We start from the raw sequence: 20,243 nt of genomic DNA on the forward strand, positions 1-20,243 counted from the left end.
TTACAAATTGAAAGACGATGGATTCTAAATCGAAATGGGAATGATTAACAAACGAAAGCTTGCGGAAAGCGGGGGAGCGGCCGGGGGCGGAGACCGGCGAGCGAGGCGGCGCAGCGCGGGCGCAAGCGCGTAGAATGCCCGCTTCGACGAATTTGACGGAGCGGCACCGACCATGAACGATCAGCGCAAGAAGAACCCTGTCCGCAATGTGAGCATCCTGATCGTCGTGGCCGTGCTGCTCGTGATCGGGACGATCCTGTACAACGCGATTTCGCAGAAGCACGCGTACGACGAGGCCCATCCGGCCGAGGCCGCGAGCGCGGCGTCGCACTGACGGGCCGGTGCGCGGCCCGGCCGGGTCGCGCGTGGGCAGGCGAAGGGAGTGGCTCCGCGGTGTACGGCGCGACGGGCGCCGTGCGGAACCGGGACGGCGGAAGGCGCGCGCGGAACCGGCGCGCCGCATCGGCAGGTCAGCCGTGCGTCAACGTGACGCAGCGGCGAATTTCGGGCGGATCCGTATGTAGAACACGGCCGCGAGCAGCGCGAGCCACGCCGCGCCGACGTAGAGCGCGACGCGCGTATCGTCGAACCAGCCGAGCATCACGATCACGAAGCCCATGAAGGCGATCGTCAGCGCCGGCGCGACGGGCCACAGCGGCACCTTGAACTTCAGCGCGGCGACTTCGGCGCTCGATTCGGGCTCGCCGAACACCTTCACGTGGCACAGGTTCAGCCCGCAGATGATCGCGACGACGCCGAGCACCCAGATCCATTGCGGCACGTCCGGAAACCAGAAGCCCATGTAGATGCCGAATGCGGTGATGTCGGCGATCGCGACGATCACCATTCGAGCGTGTAGGTCCAGCCGGTGACGAAGCCCGCGAACGGGCCGAGGTTCCCGGTCGCGTAGTGGCCGAACGAGCCGGCGACGGGTTCGCGCACGGCCATCTCGCCGAGCGCGCGCATCACCATGTAGACGGCCGCGCCGCCCAGGATGTACGCGAGGATCACGGCCGGGCCGGCGAGCTGGATCGCGGATGCCGAACCGTAGAACAGGCCCGTGCCGATCGCCGAGCCCAGCGCGAGAAAGCGGATGTGCCGCGCGCTCAGATGGCGCTGCAAGTTTTTTATCGAGTCTCCGATATCGTTATGCGACGAACCTGGCGCGCGAGGCCGGTTCGAATGCGTCAAGTTGTATATACAACTTGAATGTGAACGAATGATAACAAGCCGGACCTCGCGGCCGGAATCGGGTATTCCAAGAATGGCGGGCGAACGGAACGGGGCGTCGGGCAGTCGCGCGCTGCGGGCGCAGGCTGCTTGAAGCGGGCGGGGCATGCTTCGGGGGATCGTTGAACCGGAGCGCGCCGGTGGCCGAGCCGCGTCGTGCGCGGGCCGGCCTGCCGGCGCGGACATCGGCCGTCAGGCGGGCAAGCGGATCACGCTCGCATCCTTGCGGATCAGCAGCGACGACGCGAGCATCTGCTTGCACTGGTGTGCGAGCACCTTCAGGTCGTGCGTGAGCTCGGCGCCGACCGCGTCGGATTTTTCCGCGGACACGACCATCGCGTCGAGATCGCGCGTGATCTGCTTCGACGCTTCGAGCTGGTCGGCGGGCGGCGGTTCGCCGGCCTCGGCCTTTTCGAGATTGTCGAGCACGGCGGCGAGGCCGCGCTGCAGCGCGTCGTCGTGGACGAGGCTGCCATCGGCCGCGCATGCGCTGCGGATCAGCGGCGCGGCAGCGGTGATCTGCGCGCCAAGCACGTGCGTCTGCACGAGCAGGTCGTTCAGTTCGGGCACGAAGCGCTGATGTGCCTTCGGCTCGATCATCATCCGCTGGAATGCCTGCCCGAGGTTCGCGAACGCGATGTGCACGTCCTTGCGGGCGAGGCGGTAGCGGTAGTCGTCGTCGAGGCTGGCGGCCGGCGACTCGATCGCGGCCGCGACGCCCGCGACGACGGCGGCGCCGTCGGCGGCCGGCACCGGCGGCGGCGACATGCCGCGCCCGGCGCGCCACACGGCCTCGAAATACTTGCGGGTGGAGGTCAGCATGTCGGTGACGAGCTTGCCCATCAGCCGGTATTCCCAGTACGGGAACAGCCGGCTCGCGGCGATCGCGATCATGCAGCCGACCACCGTGTCGATCGCGCGCTCGCCGATGATCCGCATGCTGCCCGGCGCGAGCAGGTGGAACATCAGCAGCACGTACGAAGACGTGAAGACCACGCTCGCCGCATAGTTGAACAGCAGCAGGCTGTAGCTCATCACCATCGAGCCGAACATGATCGCGATCAGCAGGTGCGTATCCTTGACCGTGTAGATCAGCGCGACGCTCGCCGCGCAGCCGATCAGCGTGCCGACGATACGCGCCGCGTTGCGCTGCTTGGTCAGCGAATAGCCGGGCTTCAGGATGATGATGGTGGTCATCACGATCCAGTATGCGTTCGTGAGCGGCAGCAGCCGGCCGATCCAGAACCCGACCGCGACGGCGATCGTCACGCGCAGCGCATGGCGAAAGCTCGGCGAGCGCATGTTCAGGTTCGAGAAGATCAGCAGCGGCGACATGCGGCGGCGCTGCAGGAAGCGCGTGAGCGCCTTGTCGATCTTCAGTTCGGTTTGCTGCGGATCGGCGCGGCCCGACAGGTTGCGGCGCATCCGGTCGATCAGGCGCGTCGCGCTCCAGATGCGCCGGAATGTCGCGAGCACGGCCGCGTAGGCTTCCGCGTGGGTGGCCGCGAAGTTCTTCTTGCGCATCAGCTCGATCTCGTACTCGATCGCGCGCAGCTCGGCCTTCACGCTGATGTGCGAATGCGGCGCGCGATTTTCGAGCACCGCGAGGCCGACCTCCTCGAGATCGGCGGCGGCCTTGCGGATCAGGTCGCGGTAGAAAATGATCAGGTCCGAGCCGCCGAACGTGTTGCGCACGAGCGGATAATCGGTGTGCGCGCCGACGAACAGCTCGTGCAGGTCGACGCTGTTGATGAACAGGTTGTACATCGCCGTGCGGCCGGCGTCGAGCTTGCCGCGCCGCAGCTTCGGCAGGTTGCGCAGCACGATGTCGCGCGCGGTTTCCTGCGTTTCGACCGCGGTGATCTGCCGCGCGACGAGATTGCGGTAGCACTCGTCGAGATCGGCGTCGAGATCGTAGAACTGCGCGCGCGCGAGCAGGTAGTCGGCGCAGGCGAACAGGCTTTCGGCCAGCGCCTGCTGCTCGATCCGGCGCGCCTGCCATTGCGACACGAGCGTGGCCCAGTACGTGTACCAGAGGCCGCCCGCCAGAATCCAGCCGGCGTTGACGAACGCCTGCAGCGGCGTGAACTTCTCCTCGAGCGTCATCACCATCATGAACAGCGTCGCGAAGCTGATCTGCGGCCAGCGGTTGCCGTAGACGACGATCAGCGACAGCACGAACGTGAGCGGCACGATCGTGAGCCACAGCGCGAAGATGTTCGGTGTCGCGAGGCCGGTCGCGAGCGCGGCGAGGAAGCCGATCACGCTGCACGCGAGCATTTCGTTGTGCTTGTACTTGAGCGGGCCCGGCATGTCGACCACGCACGCGCCGAGCGCGCCCGTCGAGATCGTGAAGCCGAGGTCCCGGTTGTGAAACACGATCAGGCACAACACGGCCGGCAGCGACACGCCGACCGCAATCCGCAGGCCGCCGAAAAAGTACTGGCTGTAGAAAAACTTTCTGATTTCGACCGAATAGCGCATCGATGAGCTGAATGACAGACGAAGACGCCGGGGCGGCGTATTGACTGGCGACGAGTCTATCGTATTTCGCGTTCCGCAAAACCTGGCTTTCCGGCCGAGGTTCGCGGCGGCGGCCCATTTGCTATCCTTGGTGATCCTGTTCGCCCGGCCCCGCCGGTGCAAGGTTCCGACGCCCGCTTCATGCTCCATCTCTTCTATTCGAACCGTCACGAAACGCTGGCCGACGCGCTGCTCGAGGATCTGGCCGCGTTCCCGGCCCGCAGCGGCCCGTGGGCGCCGCAACAGGTCATCGTGCCGAGCGCGGCGCTGCGCCGCCGCCTCGAGCTCGACATCGCCGCGCGCAACGGCGTGTGCGCGAACGTCGAGTTCACCTATCTCGCGCAATGGTTGTGGGCGCAGATCGGCCGCGTGATGGAGGTCCCCAAGCGTTCGCCGTTCGCGCCCGACCGCCTCGTGTGGCGCTGCTACCGGCTGTTCGCGCAGGCGGCAGGCGACGCGCCGTGGCTCGCGTCGCCGCGGCTGGCCGCGTATCTGTCGGCCTCCGACGACGCGATGCGCTACGAACTGGCCCATCGCGTCGCGGCCGTGCTCGATCACTACCTGACCTATCGCCCCGAATGGCTGGCCGCGTGGCAGGCCGGCGAATCGGTGCTCGCGGGCGACGGCGCACCGCGCGGGATCGGCGACGCCGCGCGCGACGACGAACGCTGGCAGGCCGCGCTGTGGCGCGCGCTACTCGCCGAGCTGAGCGACAGCGGCACGCCGCCGGCGCACCGCTTCCTCGTCGAGGCGCGCCATCTCGATGCCGATGCGCTCGCACGTGCCGACTGGCCCGAATCGGTCAGCGTGTTCGCGCTGCCGACGATGCCGCCGCTGCACGTCGCGCTGTTGCGCGAACTGTCGCGCTGGATCGACGTGCGCGTCTACGCGCTGAACCCGTGCCGCGAATTCTGGTTCGACATCGTGACCGCCGCGCACGCCGAGGCGCTCGATGCGGCCGGGCGGCGCGACTATCAGGAAGTCGGCCATCCGCTGCTCGCCGAATGGGGCAGGCAGACGCAGGCGCAATTGCACATGCTGCACGAACTGACGGAAAGCGCCGCGTCGGGCGATGCGTCGCGTTTCGTCGAGAATCCCGCGCCCACCTGGCTCGCGCGCGTGCAGAACGCGATCCTCGACCTGCAGCCGGAAGCCGAACTCGGCGACACGCCGGTCGAGCGCGGAATCGAGGTGCATGTGTGCCACAGCCTCGCGCGCCAGCTCGAGGTGCTGCACGACCGGCTGCTCGCGTGGTTCGATGCCGATGCGAGCCTGCAGCCGTCCGACGTGCTCGTCGCGGTGGCCGATCTCGCCGCGGCCGGGCCGCTGATCGACGCGGTGTTCGGCACGGCCGGCGCCGGCGGCGCGCGCGTGCCTTACCGGATCACCGGCCTGCCGCCGTCGCAGGCGAACCCGGTCGCGCGCGTGCTGCTCGACTGGCTCGCGTTGCCGGAGCGGCAGGTCGGCGCGCCGGAGCTGGTCGAATGGCTGCGCGTGGACGCGGTGGCCGCGCGCTACGACATCGACGCGGCCGCGCTCGAAACGGTGCAGACCTGGCTCGCGGCCGCCGGCGCGCGGCGCGGTTTGTCGCCGCTCGCGAGCGACGACGCGGCCGTGCCCGCGCCGCGCCATACGTTCTCCGATGCGCTCGCGCGGCTCTTTCTCGGCTATGCGATGCCCGAAGGCGCGGCTCCGATCGGCGCGTGGCTACCCATCGAGGCGGCCGCCGGCAGCGAGGCCGAACTGCTCGGCCGGCTCGCGCGCTTCACCGACGATCTCGACGGCTTCGCGCGGCGGCTCGCGGAGTCGCACACGCCGCGCGGCTGGAGCGAACTGTTTGCCGACACGCTCGCGCGCTTCTTCGATTCGGGCGCCGCGTATGCCGACGCGCTGGCCGGCGTGCGCGACGCGCTCGACGCGATGCTGGCCGCGATGACGGAGGGCGCACCCGACGAGGCGTTGCCGGCGGCCGTCGTCCGCGCGGGGCTCGCGGCGGCGCTCGACGATCCGGCCCGCGGCGGCGTGCCGTGGGGCGGCGTCACGTTCTCGTCGCTGACGAGCTTGCGCGGGCTGCCGTATCGCGTCGTGTGCCTGCTCGGGATGGACGACGGCGTGCTGCCGAGCCTCGCGCGCGCGGACGAATTCGACCTGATGGCCGTGCTGCCGAAGCTAGGCGACCGGCAGCGCCGCGACGACGAGCGCAATCTGTTTCTCGATTTGCTGCTGGCCGCACGCGACCGGTTGCTGATCGCCTATACGGGCCGCAGCATTCGCGACAATGCGCCGTTGCCGCCCGCGGCGCTCGTCGACGAACTGCTCGATCATCTGGCGATCGTCACGGCCGGGCCCGGCGCCGCACCGGACGCGGTCGACGCCGCGCGCCGCGCGTTCATCGTCGAGCATCCGCTGCAACCGTTCGCCGCCGCATATTTCCAGCCGGGCAGCGATCTCGTTTCGTACGACGCCGAGCGGGCGACGCTCGCGGCGCTGCTGGCTGCCGACGCGTCGCGCGACGGGCCGCGCGAGCAGCCGTTCTTCGCGCAGCCGCTGCCGGCCGAGCCGGTCGAGCCCGTCGCATTCAGCGAATTCGAACGCTTCTGGCGGCATCCGGCGCGAGCGTTGCTGCGCGGCCGGCTCGGCATCGTGCTGGCCGACGCGCAAGCCGAACTGCTCGATACCGAGCCGTTCGCGCTGGACTTTGCCGGTAGCGACGCGCTGGCCGAGCGCGTGCTGCCGCTCCTGATCGAAGCGGGCGACGGCGGCGTGCACGATCACGCGTTGCGCATCGCGGACGCGAGCCCCGAGCTGCCCGGCGGCGCGACGGGCGCGGTGTGGCGGGACCAGGCGCTTGGTTCGATGACGCAGCTTGCGTCGAACGTACGCCGCGCGCTCGCCGATGGCATCGAGCGGCGGCCGTTCTCGCTCACCGTCGTGCCGAAGTGGCCCGACACCGAGCAGGCGCTGTTCGGCGCCGACGACGCGATGCTGTCGGCCGACGCGGTGAGCGCGCCGCTCGAGTTGCACGGCACGCTGAACCGGCTGACGCCGGCCGGGCAGGTCATCTATCGCTATGCGCGGCCGAGCGCGCGCGACTATCTGTCCGCGTGGCTCGCCCATCTCGTCTATTGCGCGGTCGAGCCCGGCGGCCCGCGCCGCACGCTGTGGTTCGGCAGCGGCGGTGCGTTCGAGCTGACGCCCGTTGCGGCGCCGCTCGAACGGCTCGCGCCGCTGGCCGCGCTGTTTCGCGCGGGGCGGCGCATGCCACTGCGGTTTTTCCCGCGCAGTGCATGGGCGAGGGTATCCGATGGCGAGGCGAAGGCCGCGAGCGTGTGGATCAACGAGCGGGTCGTGAGCGAAGCCGACGATCCGGCTATCGCGATCGCGTGGCGCGGCGCGCATCCGTCGCTCGACGAGCCGTTCGGCACGCTCGCGCGGCTCGTGTTCGAGCCGCTCGTCGAGCATCTGAAGGAGGTCGCATGAGCGCTATGTCGCAGCCGCAGCAGGCGCTCGAACTCGACGTGTTCGCGTGCCCGCTCGACGGCGTCAACCAGATCGAGGCGTCGGCCGGCACCGGCAAGACCTGGAACATCTGCGCGTTGTACGTGCGCCTGCTGCTCGAAAAGGATCTCGGCGCGGACGAAATCCTCGTCGTGACCTTCACGAAAGCGGCGACGGCCGAGCTGCACGAGCGGATTCGCGGCCGGCTCGCGCAGCTTGCGCATGCGCTCGACACGGGCGACGACGGCGGCGATCCGTTCATCGCGCGTCTGCTGGAGACCACGCTCGGCGAAGGCGGCGCGCTCGATCCGGAGACGGCCGTGAAGCGGATCCGCCGCGCGCTGCGCGCGTTCGACCAGGCCGCGATCCATACGATTCACGCGTTCTGCCAGCGCGCGCTGCAGGAAGCGCCGTTCGCGGCGGCGATGCCGTTCGCGTTCGACATGGAGGCCGACGATGCGTCGCTGCGCTTCGAACTCGCGGCGGATTTCTGGCGCACGCGCGTCGAGCCGGCGGCCGCGCGCTGGCCGGGCTTCGCGACCTGGCTTGTCGAATCGGGCGCCGGCCCGGCCGCGCTCGATGCGCAGCTCGCGCGCCGGCTGAAGAAGCCGCTCGCCGCGCTGCGTTGGGACGGCGTGACCGAGCCGGACGAATCGGCCGAAGCGGCGGCGGCCGAATGTTTCGCCGAGGCGGCGCGGATGTGGGCCGCCGAGCGTGACGCGATCGATGCGCTGCTGCGCGCCGCGCAGCCCGCGCTCAATCAGCGCTCCCACAAGCCGGACGCGGTTGCCGATGCGCTCGCCGCGTGGGCCGTGCATTTCGAGCAGGGCGACGCGACGGCCGCACTGCCGAAAGCCGCGTTGAAGCTTACGCAAACCGCGCTGACGAAGGCGACGAAAAAAGGCGGCGCGACGCCCGCACACGCGTTCTTCGAAGTGGCCGACGCGCTCGAAGCGGCGGTGGCCGCGGCCGAGGCCGCGCAGCGCGCGCGCTGGCTCGCGCTGATCGCCGAATGGCTCGACATGGCGCCGGGCGCGCTGGCCGAGCGCAAGCGCACGCGGCGCGTCGTGTCGTTCGACGATCTGCTCGCGAACTTGTATCACGCACTGCACGCGCATCCGTGGCTTGCCGAGACGCTGCGCGCACGTTATCCGGCCGCGTTGATCGACGAGTTCCAGGATACCGATCCGCTGCAATTCGCGATCTTCGACCGGATCTTCGCGCCGGGCGGCCCGCTGTTCCTCGTCGGCGATCCGAAGCAGGCGATCTACAGTTTCCGCGCGGCCGATCTACACACCTATCTCGCGGCGCGCGCACGGGCGAGCGCGTGCTACACGCTCGCGGTGAACCAGCGCTCGACGCCTGCGATCGTCGATGCGTGCAACCGCTTCTTCATGTCGAATCCGCGCGCATTCGTGCTCGACGGGCTCGACTATTACGCGGTGCGCGCCGGCACGCGCGTGCGTGCGCCGTTCGTCGACGAAACCGATCCGGGTCCAGCCGGCGATTTCCGCGTGTGGGCGCTGCCGGGCGGCGAGGGCACGCTGCTCAAGCGCGATGCGCAAGCGCAGGCCGCGCAAGCCTGCGCGGCCGAGATCGCGCGGCTGATGCGCGGCGCGCGTGACGGGCGCGTGCGGTTGGGCGACACGCCGTTGTCGCCGGGCGACATCGCGGTGCTCGTGCAGACGCACCGGCAGGGCAGCCTCGTGAAGCGCGTGCTCGCGACGTGGGGCATCGGCAGCGTCGAACTGGCGCAGGCGTCGGTGTTCTTGACCGGCGACGCCGAGCAGCTCGAACGCGTGCTGGCGGCGATCGACGCGCCGGGCGACCTGCGGCGTCTGCGCGCGGCGCTCGCGTCCGACTGGTTCGGGCTCGATGCCGGCGCGTTGTGGCGCATGGAGCAGGGCGACGGCGATGCGCCACCCGGCGCAGCGGCGGCCGACAGTGCCGATGCGATGAGCTGGGTCGAGCGCTTCTCGCGGTATCGGCTGCTATGGCGCGAACGCGGCTTCGCGGTGATGTGGCGCACGTTCACGCGCGAGCTGCGGATCGCCGAACGGCTGATGGCCGGTGCGGACGGCGAGCGCCGCGTGACCGACATCAACCATCTGGCCGAGTTGACGCAGGCGCGTGCATCCGCGCAGCCGGGCATCGCGCCGACGCTGCGCTGGCTTGCCGCGCAGCGGCTCGACGGCGGCGGCGAGGAAGCGCAGCTGCGGCTCGAGTCCGACCGCAACCTCGTGCAGATCGTCACGGTGCACAAGTCGAAGGGGCTCGAATACGCGATCGTGTTCTGTCCGTTCCTGAACGACGGCGGGCTGCGCGAGCCGCCGTCGTCCGCGCTGCCCGATGCGCGCGAGTATCACGACAACGCGGGCGATGCGGTGCTGCATTACGGATGCGACGACGAAGCGGCCGCGCACGCGGCGCGGCAGGTGTTGCGCGAGCAGGCCGCGGAGCGCGCGCGGCTCGTCTACGTGGCGCTCACGCGCGCGGTCTATCGCTGCTATGTCGTGGCCGGCCCCTACCTGTCGTCGCGCTCGACGCGCGAAGCGCGGCGCAGCGTGCTCAACTGGCTCGTCGCGGGCGCCGGCCATGCGTTCGATGCGTGGCTCGACGAGCCACCCGACGAAGCCGCGCTCGATGCGGCGTGGCGCGCGCTTGCGGGCGGCCCCGTGAGTGTTTCGCCGCTGCCGGTGCCTGCACGCCGCGAGCGTCTCGTGGCCGGCCACGACGCGTCGCAGACGCTCGCGGCGCGCCATGCGACGCGCGTGCTGCGCGATGCGTGGCGGATGGCGAGCTTCAGCTCGCTGACCGCATCGATGGCGCGCGAGGAGGCGGGCGTCGCGGCCGTGCCCGACGACGAACTGCGTCCCGATCACGATGCGCTCGCCGCGGTGACGCCGGACGGCGAACTGATGCTGGCCGATACGGTTGCGGCCGAGCCGCCGGACGACGACATTCTCGCGTTCCCGCGCGGCGCGGCGGCCGGCGAATGCCTGCACCGCCTGTTCGAGCTCAGCCGGTTCACGGCGCCCGAATCGTGGCACGCGGCCGCGCTCGGCGCGCTGCACGACCGGCCGGTGGAGGCCGGGCCGGAGCTTGCGACGCGCCTGCCGGCGATGATGGTGCGGCTCGTCGACGACGTCGTGCATACCGAGCTCGTGCCGGGCATGCGGCTCGCCGATCTCGATCCGGCGAGGCGGCTCGACGAAATGGGCTTCCTGTTCCCGGCGCCGTCGCTCGACCTGATGGCGCTGCGCCGGCTGCTGGTCGCGCACGGCTATCCGGACATTGCACTGGAGGCGGGTACGCTCGCCGGTTTCATCAAGGGTTTCATCGACATGATCGTCGAACACGACGGCCGTTACTGGATCGTCGACTGGAAGTCGAACCATCTCGGCACGACGCCGGATGCCTATGGCCCGCGTGCGCTCGACGTCGCGATGGCCGACCACGCGTATCACCTGCAGGCGCTGCTCTATACGGTCGCGCTGCATCGCTATCTGCGCGGCCGGCTGCCCGATTACGACTACGACACGCACATCGCGGGCTACCTGTACCTGTTCGTGCGCGGGGTGCGGCCCGGCTGGCGCAGCGGCGGCGAGCCGGCCGGCGTGCATGCGCGGCGGCCCGCCCGCGCGCTCGTCGATGCACTCGACCGGATGATGGAAGGGGGCCGCGCATGACCGCGTCCGACGACATGCTCGAATTCACCGGCGGTCTCGTCGCGCGGCTGCCCGAGCCGGCCGATTTCGGCATCGCGCTCGCGGAAGGCTTCGCGCGTCGCATCGGCGACCTCGCGCGGCGCGCGGGTGCGCCGTCCGCGTCGGCGCGCTGGGCGGCGCGCGCCGCATTCGCGACGAGCCGCGCGACCGCCGGCGGCCACGTGTGCGTCGCGTTGGCCGCGCTTGCGCAGCGTTACGAAGCGCCGCTCGACGAGGTGCGCAGCGCGCTCGCCGCGAGCGGCGTGGTCGCGTTCGGCACGCTTGCACGCGGCGACGAGCGGCCGCTGATCGTCGACCGGCTCGATCACCTGTACCTGTCGCGCTATTTCGATTACGAACGGCGGCTCGCCGATGCGCTCGTCGCGCAGGCCGGTATCGCCGCGCCGGAGGAAGGCCTGTCGCCCGAGCGCCTGCGCGACAGTCTTGCCCGTTACTTCGGGCCGGCTACCGGCGAAGTGGACTGGCAGCGCGTGGCGGCGATCGTCGCGCTGACGGGCCGCGTGACGATCGTCAGCGGCGGGCCGGGCACGGGCAAGACGACGACCGTCGTCGGCGTGCTGGCGTGTCTGCTCGACGCGCACCCGGGGCTGCGCATCGCGCTGGCCGCACCGACCGGCAAGGCCGCGCAGCGGATGCAGGAGGCGCTGCACGCGCGGGCAGGCGATCTGCCGCCCGAGCTCGCGGCGCGCTTGCCCGATACGTCGTATACGCTGCATCGGCTGCTGGGCGGCGGCGGGGCGGCCGGCTTTCGGCATCATCGCGACAATCCGCTGCCGTACGACCTGATCGTCGTCGACGAGGCGTCGATGATCGACGTCGCGCTCGCCGCGCATCTGCTCGACGCGCTCGCGCCGGGCGCGCGGCTCGTGTTGCTGGGCGACAAGGATCAACTGGCCGCGGTCGAGGCCGGCGCCGTATTCGCGGAGCTGAGCGCGCGGCCGGCGTTCACCGCCGCGGCGCGCACGCGTATCGCGCAGGCGCTGGGTGTCGACGAGGCGGCGTTCGTCGCGGCGTTGCCGGTGCCGGACGAAGCCGCACCGCCGGCAGCGATTCCGGCCGCGCATCCGGTTCCTGCTTCCGCACGGGCTGCGGCGTCGCCATCGGCGTCTGCTCCGGTGTCGCGCAAAGCGGCGCCTCGGCCGAAAGTCGATGCGCGGCAGGCGTCGCTGTTCGACGACGAACCGCAGGACGACGAAGTGTCGCCGGCCGGCATCGACATCGCGTCGCCGCCGCCGCCCAACGAGTCGGGGCCGACCGATGCCGGCGCACCGGGCGGCAATGCGCCCGCCTGGATCGAGGCCGACGAACTCGCATGGCTCGACGCCGTCGAGTTGCCGCCGTTCGACGCAGGCGACGCGGCGCTTGTATCGGCGCCGTCGGCCGTGTCGCCATTGGCCGGCGAAGCCGCTGCCGCCTGCGCCGGCACGCCCGCGCCCGCGCCCGCGCCGCCGCAGGCACCGCTTGCGGACTGTGTCGTGTGGCTCGAACGCAATTACCGTTTCGGTCTCGATTCGCCGATTGGGAGGCTGTCGCTCGCGATCCGCCGCGGCGACGTGCAGGCGGCGCTCGAGGCGCTGCCCGCCGACGACTCGGCGGCCGCGTCGTTTCACGACGATGCGGGCGACACGCTGGCGTCGTCGACGGTCGAGCGGCTCGCACGGCGCTTCGGCGCCTATCTCGACGCATTGCGCGACGCGCTGGCCGCGCCGGCGCCCGATCCGCTGCCGTTGTTCGACGCGCTCAACCGGTTCCGGATCCTGTGCGCGACCCGCAGCGGTTCGCGCGGCGCGGAACACGTCAATGCGCTGGTGGCCGCGCATGTGCGGCATGCGGCGCGCGTGCCGCTCGCGGTCGGCGCGCACTGGTTCACCGGGCGGCCGATCATGGTCACGCGCAACGACTATGCGCTGGGGCTGTTCAACGGCGACATCGGCATTGCGCTGCCCGACGCGCAAGGCGTGCTGCGCGTGTGGTTCCGGCGCGCGGACGGCACCGCGCGTGCGGTGTCGCCGGCTGCGCTGCCGCCGCACGAAACGGCGTTCGCACTGACGGTGCACAAGTCGCAGGGCTCGGAATTCGACGAAGCGGCGCTCGTGCTGCCCGCGTCGTTCGGCCGGGTGCTGACGCGCGAGCTCGTTTATACGGCCGTCACGCGCGCGCGCACGCGCGTGCAGGTGATCGGGCCGCGGCGCGTGCTGGCGCAGGCGGTCGCGACGCGCACGCAGCGCGATTCGGGGCTCGCGGCCCGCGTCGACGAGGCGCTCGCGCGGCGCCGCATGGAGGCTTCGCGATGATGATCCGTTACACGCTCGATCCGGCCGAGGTCGAATGGACGGCCGTGCGCGCGCAGGGCGCGGGCGGGCAGAACGTGAACAAGGTGTCGAGCGCGATTCATCTGCGCTTCGACATTCGCGCGTCGTCGCTGCCGCCGGTCCTCAAGGAGCGGCTTCTCGCGCTGTCCGACCAGCGCATCACGCGCGACGGTATCGTCGTGATCAAGTCGCAGGAATATCGGACGCAGGAGAAGAATCGCGAGGCCGCGCTCGCTCGGCTCGATGCGCTGATCGGCAGCGTCGCGTACACGCCGCGCGCCCGGGTCGCCACGCGGCCGACGCGCGCGTCGAAGGAGCGGCGGCTCGAGCACAAGTCGCGCCGCAGCGTGGTGAAGTCGGGCCGCGGGAAGGTGGTCGACTGATGAATGAAGGCGGCGGCGCCCGTCGCACGCGATCGTCTGCCGTGCGCGCCGGCTACCGCATCACGGTTCCCGCGCTGTCGAGCACGAAGTCGACGCAGAACACGACGATCCGGCTCTGCGCGCGGATCGCGACGGCGGCCGTGTAGCAGTCGCGGCCCTCGGTCAGCGAGAAGTGCGGGCCCATCAGCGCGACGCGCCCTGGGGCGGCGATCGCGCGCTGGAAATACGGGCGCCGCGACCAGTTGCTGTGGGTCTCAGGGAATAGCGGCGCGAGACGGGTCACGCTTGCCTGGCTGTCGTCGGGCGGTGCGCCGATCGACGGCAGGAACTGTTCGCCGGTCTCGTCCGTGACGAACACGCGACGCGCGGCCGGCACCGTGAACACGCGTTGCGCGGCGTCCTGCAGGTTGCCGCTCGCCGAAAACGCGGCCGCGCCGCCGAGCACGAGCCGTTCGATCGCGTCGAAGCCCGGCTGCTCGGCGGCCACCGGTGTGTGTCGGCGGGCGATGAAGCGCCGCCACGCGGCGTCGAGCATCGCGGGCGCCGCCGCGCTCGCGTGCGCGATCGATGCGTCGGGCTGGCCGAACTGGAAACCCTGCACGAAATCGATGTCGGCTTCCATCAGCGCCTGCAGCGCGTCGTCGCTTTCGACGCCTTCGGCCAGCACCATCGCGCCGGCCTGGTGCAGCATCGACACGAGGTGATGCATGATGCGGCGATCGTCGGCCGAGCCGGTCGAACGCTCGACGAGCGAGCGGTCGAGCTTCACGATGTCGGGACGTGCCCGCCACACGCGGTCGAAGTTCGAGAAGCCGGTGCCGAAATCGTCGATCGCGATCAGGAAATCGCGATGCTGGATCATGTCGATCGTGCGGGCGAGCGCGGCTTCGTCGCGCGCCGGCTGCTCGACCACTTCCAGCACGATGCGGTTCGGCGGCAGTGCGAAATGCCGGCACAGCGACTCGACGAACTCGCGCTGCACGAGGCCGGTGTCGAGCACGCGCGGCGTCACGTTCAGGAACAGCCAGCCGTCGCCGATGCCTTGCGTGACGAAATTGGCGGTGTGCAGGCAGCGCGCGAGCCGGTCGAGCAGCAGCGCGTCGGCGTCGCCGCGCGTCTTGTCGAACAGGGCGGTGGGCGACGCCAGCGCACCGTTTCCGTCGACGACGCGCAGCAGCGCCTCGTAGCCGACGACGCGCTTGTGCGTGATCGACAGCACGGGCTGGAACACGCTGCGCAATGTCGTGGTGCGATAGGTGGCGAGCCAGCCGTGGGGTGTCGGCGTGAGGCGTTCGAGCAGGGCGTCGAGCGACAGGTCGCGAGCGGGCTTCATGTCAACGGTGCCCGGCAGCGGGCGGCGGGGCGCCGACGCCCCGCCACGCCGATGCAGCCGCATGCGCAGGCGGGCGCGAAAGAACGTGGGGCATCGAAACGCCTTCTGCGGATAAGTTTTCCGAGTGTAACGGGATTGCCTCGGCGCGCGTATCAGGGTAACTCCAGACGCAAACGGTACACAGCGATTCCGGCCCGTCCGCGGCGGCAGGGCGACCGGCGCCGCGTGCATGCATACGGTGCATGACCGTCGCGAAACGAAGTGCGTGACGGCGACAGATAACCATTCCGCGTCAGCGCGGCGTCATGACCGTGCGTTGCTGCCGCCCGATGCGCGGGCCGATACGGGAAATTCCGGCGGCCGGCGGCCGCCGTCGGACGAATGAAACGAATACCCTCGCGCCGCGCTGCGCTGCGCCGCGCCGCGCCGCGATCTGCCGCGCGACGGGCGGCGGTTCGTGCGCGCCCGGCGCGCCGATCGTCAGGCCGCCTCGCCGCCGCGCGGTCGGACGCCGGGAATCCGCTTGATCACGCCGGTTGCGAGCGCGGTGCCGACGAGCACGATCGCGCAGCCTTCGATCATCACGGCCGACACGTGTTCGCCGAGGAACAGCGCGCCCCAGAGCAGCCCGAACACGGGGATCACGAACGTCACGGTAATCGCGCGGGCGGGCCCGACGTGCGCGATCAGATAGAAGAAGATGAAATACGCGATGCCGGTGCATGCGACGCCGAGCGCGAGCACCGCGCCCCATGCGTGCACGCCGACCGGCGCGGCCGGCCACGTCGCGATCGCGAACGGCAGCAGCAGCACGGTCGAGCCGATCATGCTGCCGGCTGCGTTGACGAGCGGATCGACGCCGCTGAGCTTGCGCTTCGTATAGTTGGCCGCGATGCCGTACAGCAGCGTCGCGCCGAGGGCGGCCGCCGCGGCGAGCGCGGTCGCGCTGGCGCCCGTGTCGCCGTGCGCGTTCGCGACCTGGTTCCACACGAGCGTGAGCACGCCGGCAAACCCGATGACGAGGCCGAACGCGCGCGGCAGCGACAGCTTGTCCTTCAGCCACAGGTAAGCGACGAGCGCGCCCCACAGCGGCGTCGTCGCGTTGATCACCGACGTCACGCCGGCCGACAGCGTCAGCTCGGCGAACGCGAACAGGCAGAACGGGATGCCCGAATTCAGCGCGCCGACGACGAACAGCGGCCACGCGTGACGGCGCAGCCGGGCGCCGAGATCGGCGGGTTTGAAGCGCGTCAGCGCGAAGCCCGCGAGAAACAGCGCGCCGATGCCCACGCGCAGCGCCATCAGCGGGGCGACGCCGAAATCGACCACGCCGACGCGGATGAACAGGAAGGATGCGCCCCACAGGGCAGCGAGTACGGTCAGCAGGAAAGCGTTTTTGGGTGACATCGATCGGCGAGGGTGGGGACGGGATGCGAGGAATCTTACACCGCGTTACCACCCCGTCGTTTCATGATCGGATGAAACGACAAGAAACGGCGATTCCGGCCGTTTGCCGCCGGGCGGCGGCCGGACGAGCGCGTGCGGCGCGGCCGGTCGGATCAGTGATGACGCCAGCCGCCGCGTCCGCCGAAGCCGAAATTGAGCGACACCGCCGGGCCCCAATAACCGCCCCATGCCGGCGCATACGCAGGCGCCGGATAGTAATAGGTGGGAGCGGGATCGACATACACGGGCGCGGGCTGTACCGGCACCGGCGCAGCCGCGTAGTAGCCGTACGGGTAGTAGCAGCCGGCAAGGGTCGTGCAGGCAAGCGCCGCGGCGACGAAGGTCCTGTTCATGATGTGTCTCCGGCGGAGCCGGCTATCGGCAGATGCTTCAAGCTTAGGCCGAGTCCCGATGACACGGTATGAAAAACGGTAACCGATCATTTCGGGGCGCTCCGGGCGCAGCGGCCGCGCCGGTTGCGGCACCACAGACGAAAACGGCGCTTCCGCACCGCGGAAACGCCGTTGGACCGTTCGGTCCGCAGTTGGGCGACGACGCCCAACCGGCCGATGTCGGCTGGCTTACTTGCCGACCTGGTTACCGATGATGCCGCCGGCCGCCGCGCCGCCCAGCGTCGACAGCGCATTGCCGCCGATCGCCGCGCCGGCGACGCCGCCGACACCCGCACCGATTGCCGTATCGCGCTGGCGTCGCGACATCGAATCGCAAGCCGACAGGCTGGCCACTGTCGCGACGAGGAGAGCGCATACCCCAAAACGCCGAATCGAGTTCATGATCGTTGTCCTTGTGGTAGTGAACGGAAGGCGCGCGACCGGCTGGCGGCCACGCATGCAATCAATCTACGCGCGGCCCCGCGCTGCTGCTGTAAGGACTTGTTAAGGCTCGCGCGGTTTCGTAATCAATTGTTTCGCATGCGCCGGCAGGCACGCGGCATGCGCAAAAAAGCCCGCTCGAAAGCGGGCTGCGTGCATCGCCAGGCGAGCCGGCGCGGCCCGCTGCGTGTGCTTACTGACGGTGGTAGATCTCGGCGCCGGTCTTCACGAACTCGACCGCCTTGACCTCCATCCCTTTCTTCAGCGCCTCGGTTTCCGACACGCCCTGCTGCGCGGCGAACTCGCGCACGTCCTGCGTGATCTTCATCGAGCAGAAATGCGGGCCGCACATCGAGCAGAAGTGCGCGACCTTCGCCGAATCCTTCGGCAGCGTCTCGTCGTGGAATTCGCGCGCCTTGTCCGGATCGAGGCCGATGTTGAACTGATCCTCCCAGCGGAACTCGAAGCGCGCCTTCGACAGCGCGTTGTCGCGCACCTGTGCGCCCGGGTGACCCTTGGCGAGGTCGGCGGCGTGCGCGGCGAGCTTGTACGTGATGATCCCTTCCTTCACGTCGTCCTTGTTCGGCAAGCCGAGGTGTTCCTTCGGCGTCACGTAGCACAGCATCGCGGTGCCGAACCAGCCGATCATCGCGGCGCCGATGCCCGACGTGATGTGGTCGTAGCCCGGTGCGATGTCGGTGGTCAGCGGCCCGAGCGTGTAGAACGGCGCTTCCTTGCACCAGTCGAGCTGGAGATCCATGTTCTCCTTGATCAACTGCATCGGCACGTGGCCGGGGCCTTCGATCATCACCTGGACGTCGTGCTTCCATGCGATCTGCGTGAGTTCGCCGAGCGTCTTCAGTTCGCCGAGCTGCGCTTCGTCGTTCGCGTCGTAGATCGAGCCGGGACGCAGGCCGTCGCCGAGCGAGAAGCTCACGTCGTACGCCTTCATGATCTCGCAAATCTCTTCGAAGTGTTCGTACAGGAAGCTTTCCTTGTGATGCGCGAGGCACCACTTCGCCATGATCGAGCCGCCGCGCGACACGATGCCCGTCATCCGGTTCGCGGTGAGCGGCACGTACTGCAGGCGCACGCCCGCGTGGATCGTGAAGTAGTCGACGCCTTGCTCGGCCTGCTCGATCAGCGTGTCGCGGAAGATTTCCCAGGTCAGGTCCTCGGCCTTGCCGTTGACCTTTTCGAGCGCCTGGTAGATCGGCACCGTGCCGATCGGCACCGGGCTGTTGCGGATGATCCACTCGCGGGTTTCATGGATGTGCTTGCCGGTCGACAGGTCCATCACCGTGTCGCCGCCCCAGCGGATCGCCCACGTCATCTTGTCGACTTCCTCGCCGATCGACGACGTGACGGCCGAGTTGCCGATGTTCGCGTTGATCTTCACGAGGAAGTTGCGGCCGATGATCATCGGCTCGGATTCCGGGTGATTGATGTTGGCGGGGATGATCGCGCGGCCGCGGGCGACTTCGTCGCGCACGAATTCCGGCGTGATCTCCGCCAGCGCGTTCGCGCCGAAGGCCGCGGCGCCGAACGCCTGGCCCGGGTGCTGGCGGCCCATCATCGCGGCGAGCTTCGCGCCGTTCGGGCCGCTCGACTTCAGGCTCTCGATGTACTCGGCGCGGCGCTGGTTCTCGCGAATCGCGATGTATTCCATTTCCGGCGTGATGATGCCCTGACGCGCGTAGTGCATCTGCGTGACGTTCTTGCCGGCCTGCGCGCGGCGCGGATTGCGGTGCAGGCCGGGGAAACGCAGCTCGGCCGTGGCCGGGTCGGCCGCGCGCTCGAGGCCGTACCGGCTCGACAGGCCGGGGAGCACTTCGGTGTCGCCGCGCGCTTCGATCCAGCGCTGGCGCAGCGCGGGCAGGCCCGCGCGGATGTCGATCTTCGCGTCCGGATCGGTATAGGGGCCCGACGTGTCGTACACGTAGATCGGCGGATTCTTCTCGCCGCCGAAGCCGGTCGGGGTGTCGGCCTGCGTGATTTCACGCATCGGCACGCGGATGTCGGGCTGCGAGCCGGTTACATAGACCTTTCGCGAATTGGGCAGCGGCGCGACGGCGGCGGCGTCGACGTGGGCGTCGGCAGACAGAAACTTCGGATTGGCGTTCATGCAATCTCCTGTGCGGGCGCCGGACAGGCGCTTCGGCGCTTGCCCGGAGCCCTTGACGAATGTGGGGCTCGAGCTAAGCAGGAGACGAGGCTTGGTGAGGCGGCGGATTTCGTCAGAAGGATGGCCGCGAAATCCGTACGCTTCCCTGCGCTGGCATTATCCAGATCAGGTTCAAAGGGTATTTCTCACCCGCAATGCCGGTTGTTTGACCGAACGCATTGCAGGACCCCCGCGTTAGCAAGGGCACACGATACACCGGCTTGGCGGTGGTTTCAACCGGGTGCGAAGCCGATGCCGGCGGGCGGCGGGCCGTTCGCGGCCGGCGAACGCAGCAGGGTGCGCCGCAGCAATCCCGACTGCCGAACGGCGTCCCGGCCGGGCCGGATCGCGCCAGGCGGTGCGGCATTCGCGTCTTCATTTTCAGCGCCTAGAATTTTTTTGGGCATCGCTGTCATTTCCGGCGGCGTGCTCCGTCTATTCGGCTCCTAAACCCATGTAGTGGAGAGATGTCATGAAAAACGTATTCCTCGCCGCCTGTGTCGCCGCACTTGCCACGATCGCGACGGGCGTCCATGCGCAGAACGATGCGATGTCGAAGGACGGCATGTCGATGTCGAAGGACGCGATGGGCCACGACGCGATGGCCAAGGACGATGCGATGGCCAAGGACGGCGCGATGAAGAAGGACGGCATGAAGAAGCATGCGATGAAGAAGGATGCGATGGGCCATGACGCGATGAAGAAGGGCGACGCGATGAAGAAGGACGCCATGAGCCCGTCGAACTGACGAATGCGGGCGGGGTGCGGCCGGCCGCTCGTCGGCGCGCGTCGC

At 69.5% G+C, this 20,243-nt stretch carries 13 protein-coding genes, 1 pseudogene and 1 riboswitch; of the genes and pseudogenes, 6 read left to right on the forward strand and 8 right to left on the reverse strand.

Annotation, left to right across the window (positions count from 1 at the left end):
- Positions 1 to 172 precede the first annotated feature (172 nt).
- Positions 173 to 334: a hypothetical protein gene (locus tag CFB89_RS05615; RefSeq protein ID WP_006476417.1), complete on the forward strand. Its 162-nt coding sequence runs from the start codon at positions 173 to 175 to the stop codon at positions 332 to 334.
- Between the two features lie 147 nt (positions 335 to 481).
- Here the strand turns inward: CFB89_RS05615 and CFB89_RS05620 are convergent.
- Together CFB89_RS05620 and CFB89_RS05625 are read right to left on the reverse strand one after the other, a co-directional pair.
- Positions 482 to 1,131 (reverse strand): annotated as a pseudogene (locus CFB89_RS05620) (amino acid permease).
- A 291-nt stretch (positions 1,132 to 1,422) separates the two neighbouring features.
- Positions 1,423 to 3,714, reverse strand: coding sequence for an FUSC family membrane protein (locus tag CFB89_RS05625; RefSeq protein ID WP_089467052.1), 2,292 nt, complete (start codon positions 3,712 to 3,714; stop codon positions 1,423 to 1,425).
- A 180-nt stretch (positions 3,715 to 3,894) separates the two neighbouring features.
- Between CFB89_RS05625 and recC the strand changes: the two genes are divergently transcribed.
- From recC to arfB, 4 genes are read left to right on the forward strand one after another with little or no spacing between them, the layout of a single operon-like run.
- On the forward strand, positions 3,895 to 7,233 hold the full coding sequence (gene recC / locus CFB89_RS05630) for an exodeoxyribonuclease V subunit gamma (protein ID WP_089467913.1): 3,339 nt from the start codon (positions 3,895 to 3,897) through the stop codon (positions 7,231 to 7,233).
- Positions 7,230 to 10,940 (forward strand): exodeoxyribonuclease V subunit beta, encoded by a 3,711-nt coding sequence (gene recB / locus CFB89_RS05635; RefSeq protein WP_089467053.1) that lies wholly within the window; start codon positions 7,230 to 7,232, stop codon positions 10,938 to 10,940. Before recC ends, recB begins: the two co-directional genes overlap by 4 nt.
- On the forward strand, positions 10,937 to 13,273 hold the full coding sequence (locus CFB89_RS05640; RefSeq protein WP_089467054.1) for an AAA family ATPase: 2,337 nt from the start codon (positions 10,937 to 10,939) through the stop codon (positions 13,271 to 13,273). The genes recB and CFB89_RS05640 overlap by 4 nt, the downstream gene beginning before the upstream one ends.
- On the forward strand, positions 13,270 to 13,674 hold the full coding sequence (gene arfB / locus CFB89_RS05645; protein ID WP_089467055.1) for an alternative ribosome rescue aminoacyl-tRNA hydrolase ArfB: 405 nt from the start codon (positions 13,270 to 13,272) through the stop codon (positions 13,672 to 13,674). Before CFB89_RS05640 ends, arfB begins: the two co-directional genes overlap by 4 nt.
- A 52-nt stretch (positions 13,675 to 13,726) precedes the next feature.
- On the opposite strand, the gene CFB89_RS05650 is transcribed toward arfB, so the two are convergent.
- From CFB89_RS05650 to CFB89_RS33990, 6 genes are all read right to left on the reverse strand, one after another.
- Complete coding sequence (locus CFB89_RS05650) at positions 13,727 to 15,007, reverse strand: EAL domain-containing protein (protein WP_089467056.1); 1,281 nt, start codon at positions 15,005 to 15,007, stop codon at positions 13,727 to 13,729.
- A gap of 480 nt (positions 15,008 to 15,487) precedes the next feature.
- The gene (locus CFB89_RS05660) at positions 15,488 to 16,414 is read right to left on the reverse strand and encodes a DMT family transporter (protein ID WP_089467057.1); all 927 of its coding nucleotides are present in this window, start codon (positions 16,412 to 16,414) and stop codon (positions 15,488 to 15,490) included.
- Between the two features lie 152 nt (positions 16,415 to 16,566).
- Complete coding sequence (locus CFB89_RS05665; RefSeq protein WP_089467058.1) at positions 16,567 to 16,806, reverse strand: hypothetical protein; 240 nt, start codon at positions 16,804 to 16,806, stop codon at positions 16,567 to 16,569.
- A gap of 228 nt (positions 16,807 to 17,034) precedes the next feature.
- Complete coding sequence (locus CFB89_RS05670) at positions 17,035 to 17,247, reverse strand: glycine zipper 2TM domain-containing protein (RefSeq protein WP_011545020.1); 213 nt, start codon at positions 17,245 to 17,247, stop codon at positions 17,035 to 17,037.
- 232 nt (positions 17,248 to 17,479) lie between these two features.
- Positions 17,480 to 19,411 (reverse strand): phosphomethylpyrimidine synthase ThiC, encoded by a 1,932-nt coding sequence (thiC, locus tag CFB89_RS05675; RefSeq protein ID WP_089467059.1) that lies wholly within the window; start codon positions 19,409 to 19,411, stop codon positions 17,480 to 17,482.
- Between the two features lie 124 nt (positions 19,412 to 19,535).
- A riboswitch (TPP riboswitch) is annotated at positions 19,536 to 19,652 on the reverse strand.
- Between the two features lie 31 nt (positions 19,653 to 19,683).
- Positions 19,684 to 19,866 (reverse strand): hypothetical protein, encoded by a 183-nt coding sequence (locus CFB89_RS33990; RefSeq protein WP_144030060.1) that lies wholly within the window; start codon positions 19,864 to 19,866, stop codon positions 19,684 to 19,686.
- 56 nt (positions 19,867 to 19,922) lie between these two features.
- On the opposite strand from CFB89_RS33990, the gene CFB89_RS05680 reads away from it, so the two are divergent.
- Positions 19,923 to 20,198, forward strand: a complete 276-nt coding sequence (locus CFB89_RS05680; RefSeq protein WP_089467060.1) for a pentapeptide MXKDX repeat protein — start codon at positions 19,923 to 19,925, stop codon at positions 20,196 to 20,198.
- Positions 20,199 to 20,243 lie beyond the last annotated feature (45 nt).

The organism is Burkholderia sp. AU16741, assembly GCF_002223345.1.
In the GTDB taxonomy this organism is placed as follows: Bacteria; Pseudomonadota; Gammaproteobacteria; order Burkholderiales; family Burkholderiaceae; genus Burkholderia; species Burkholderia sola.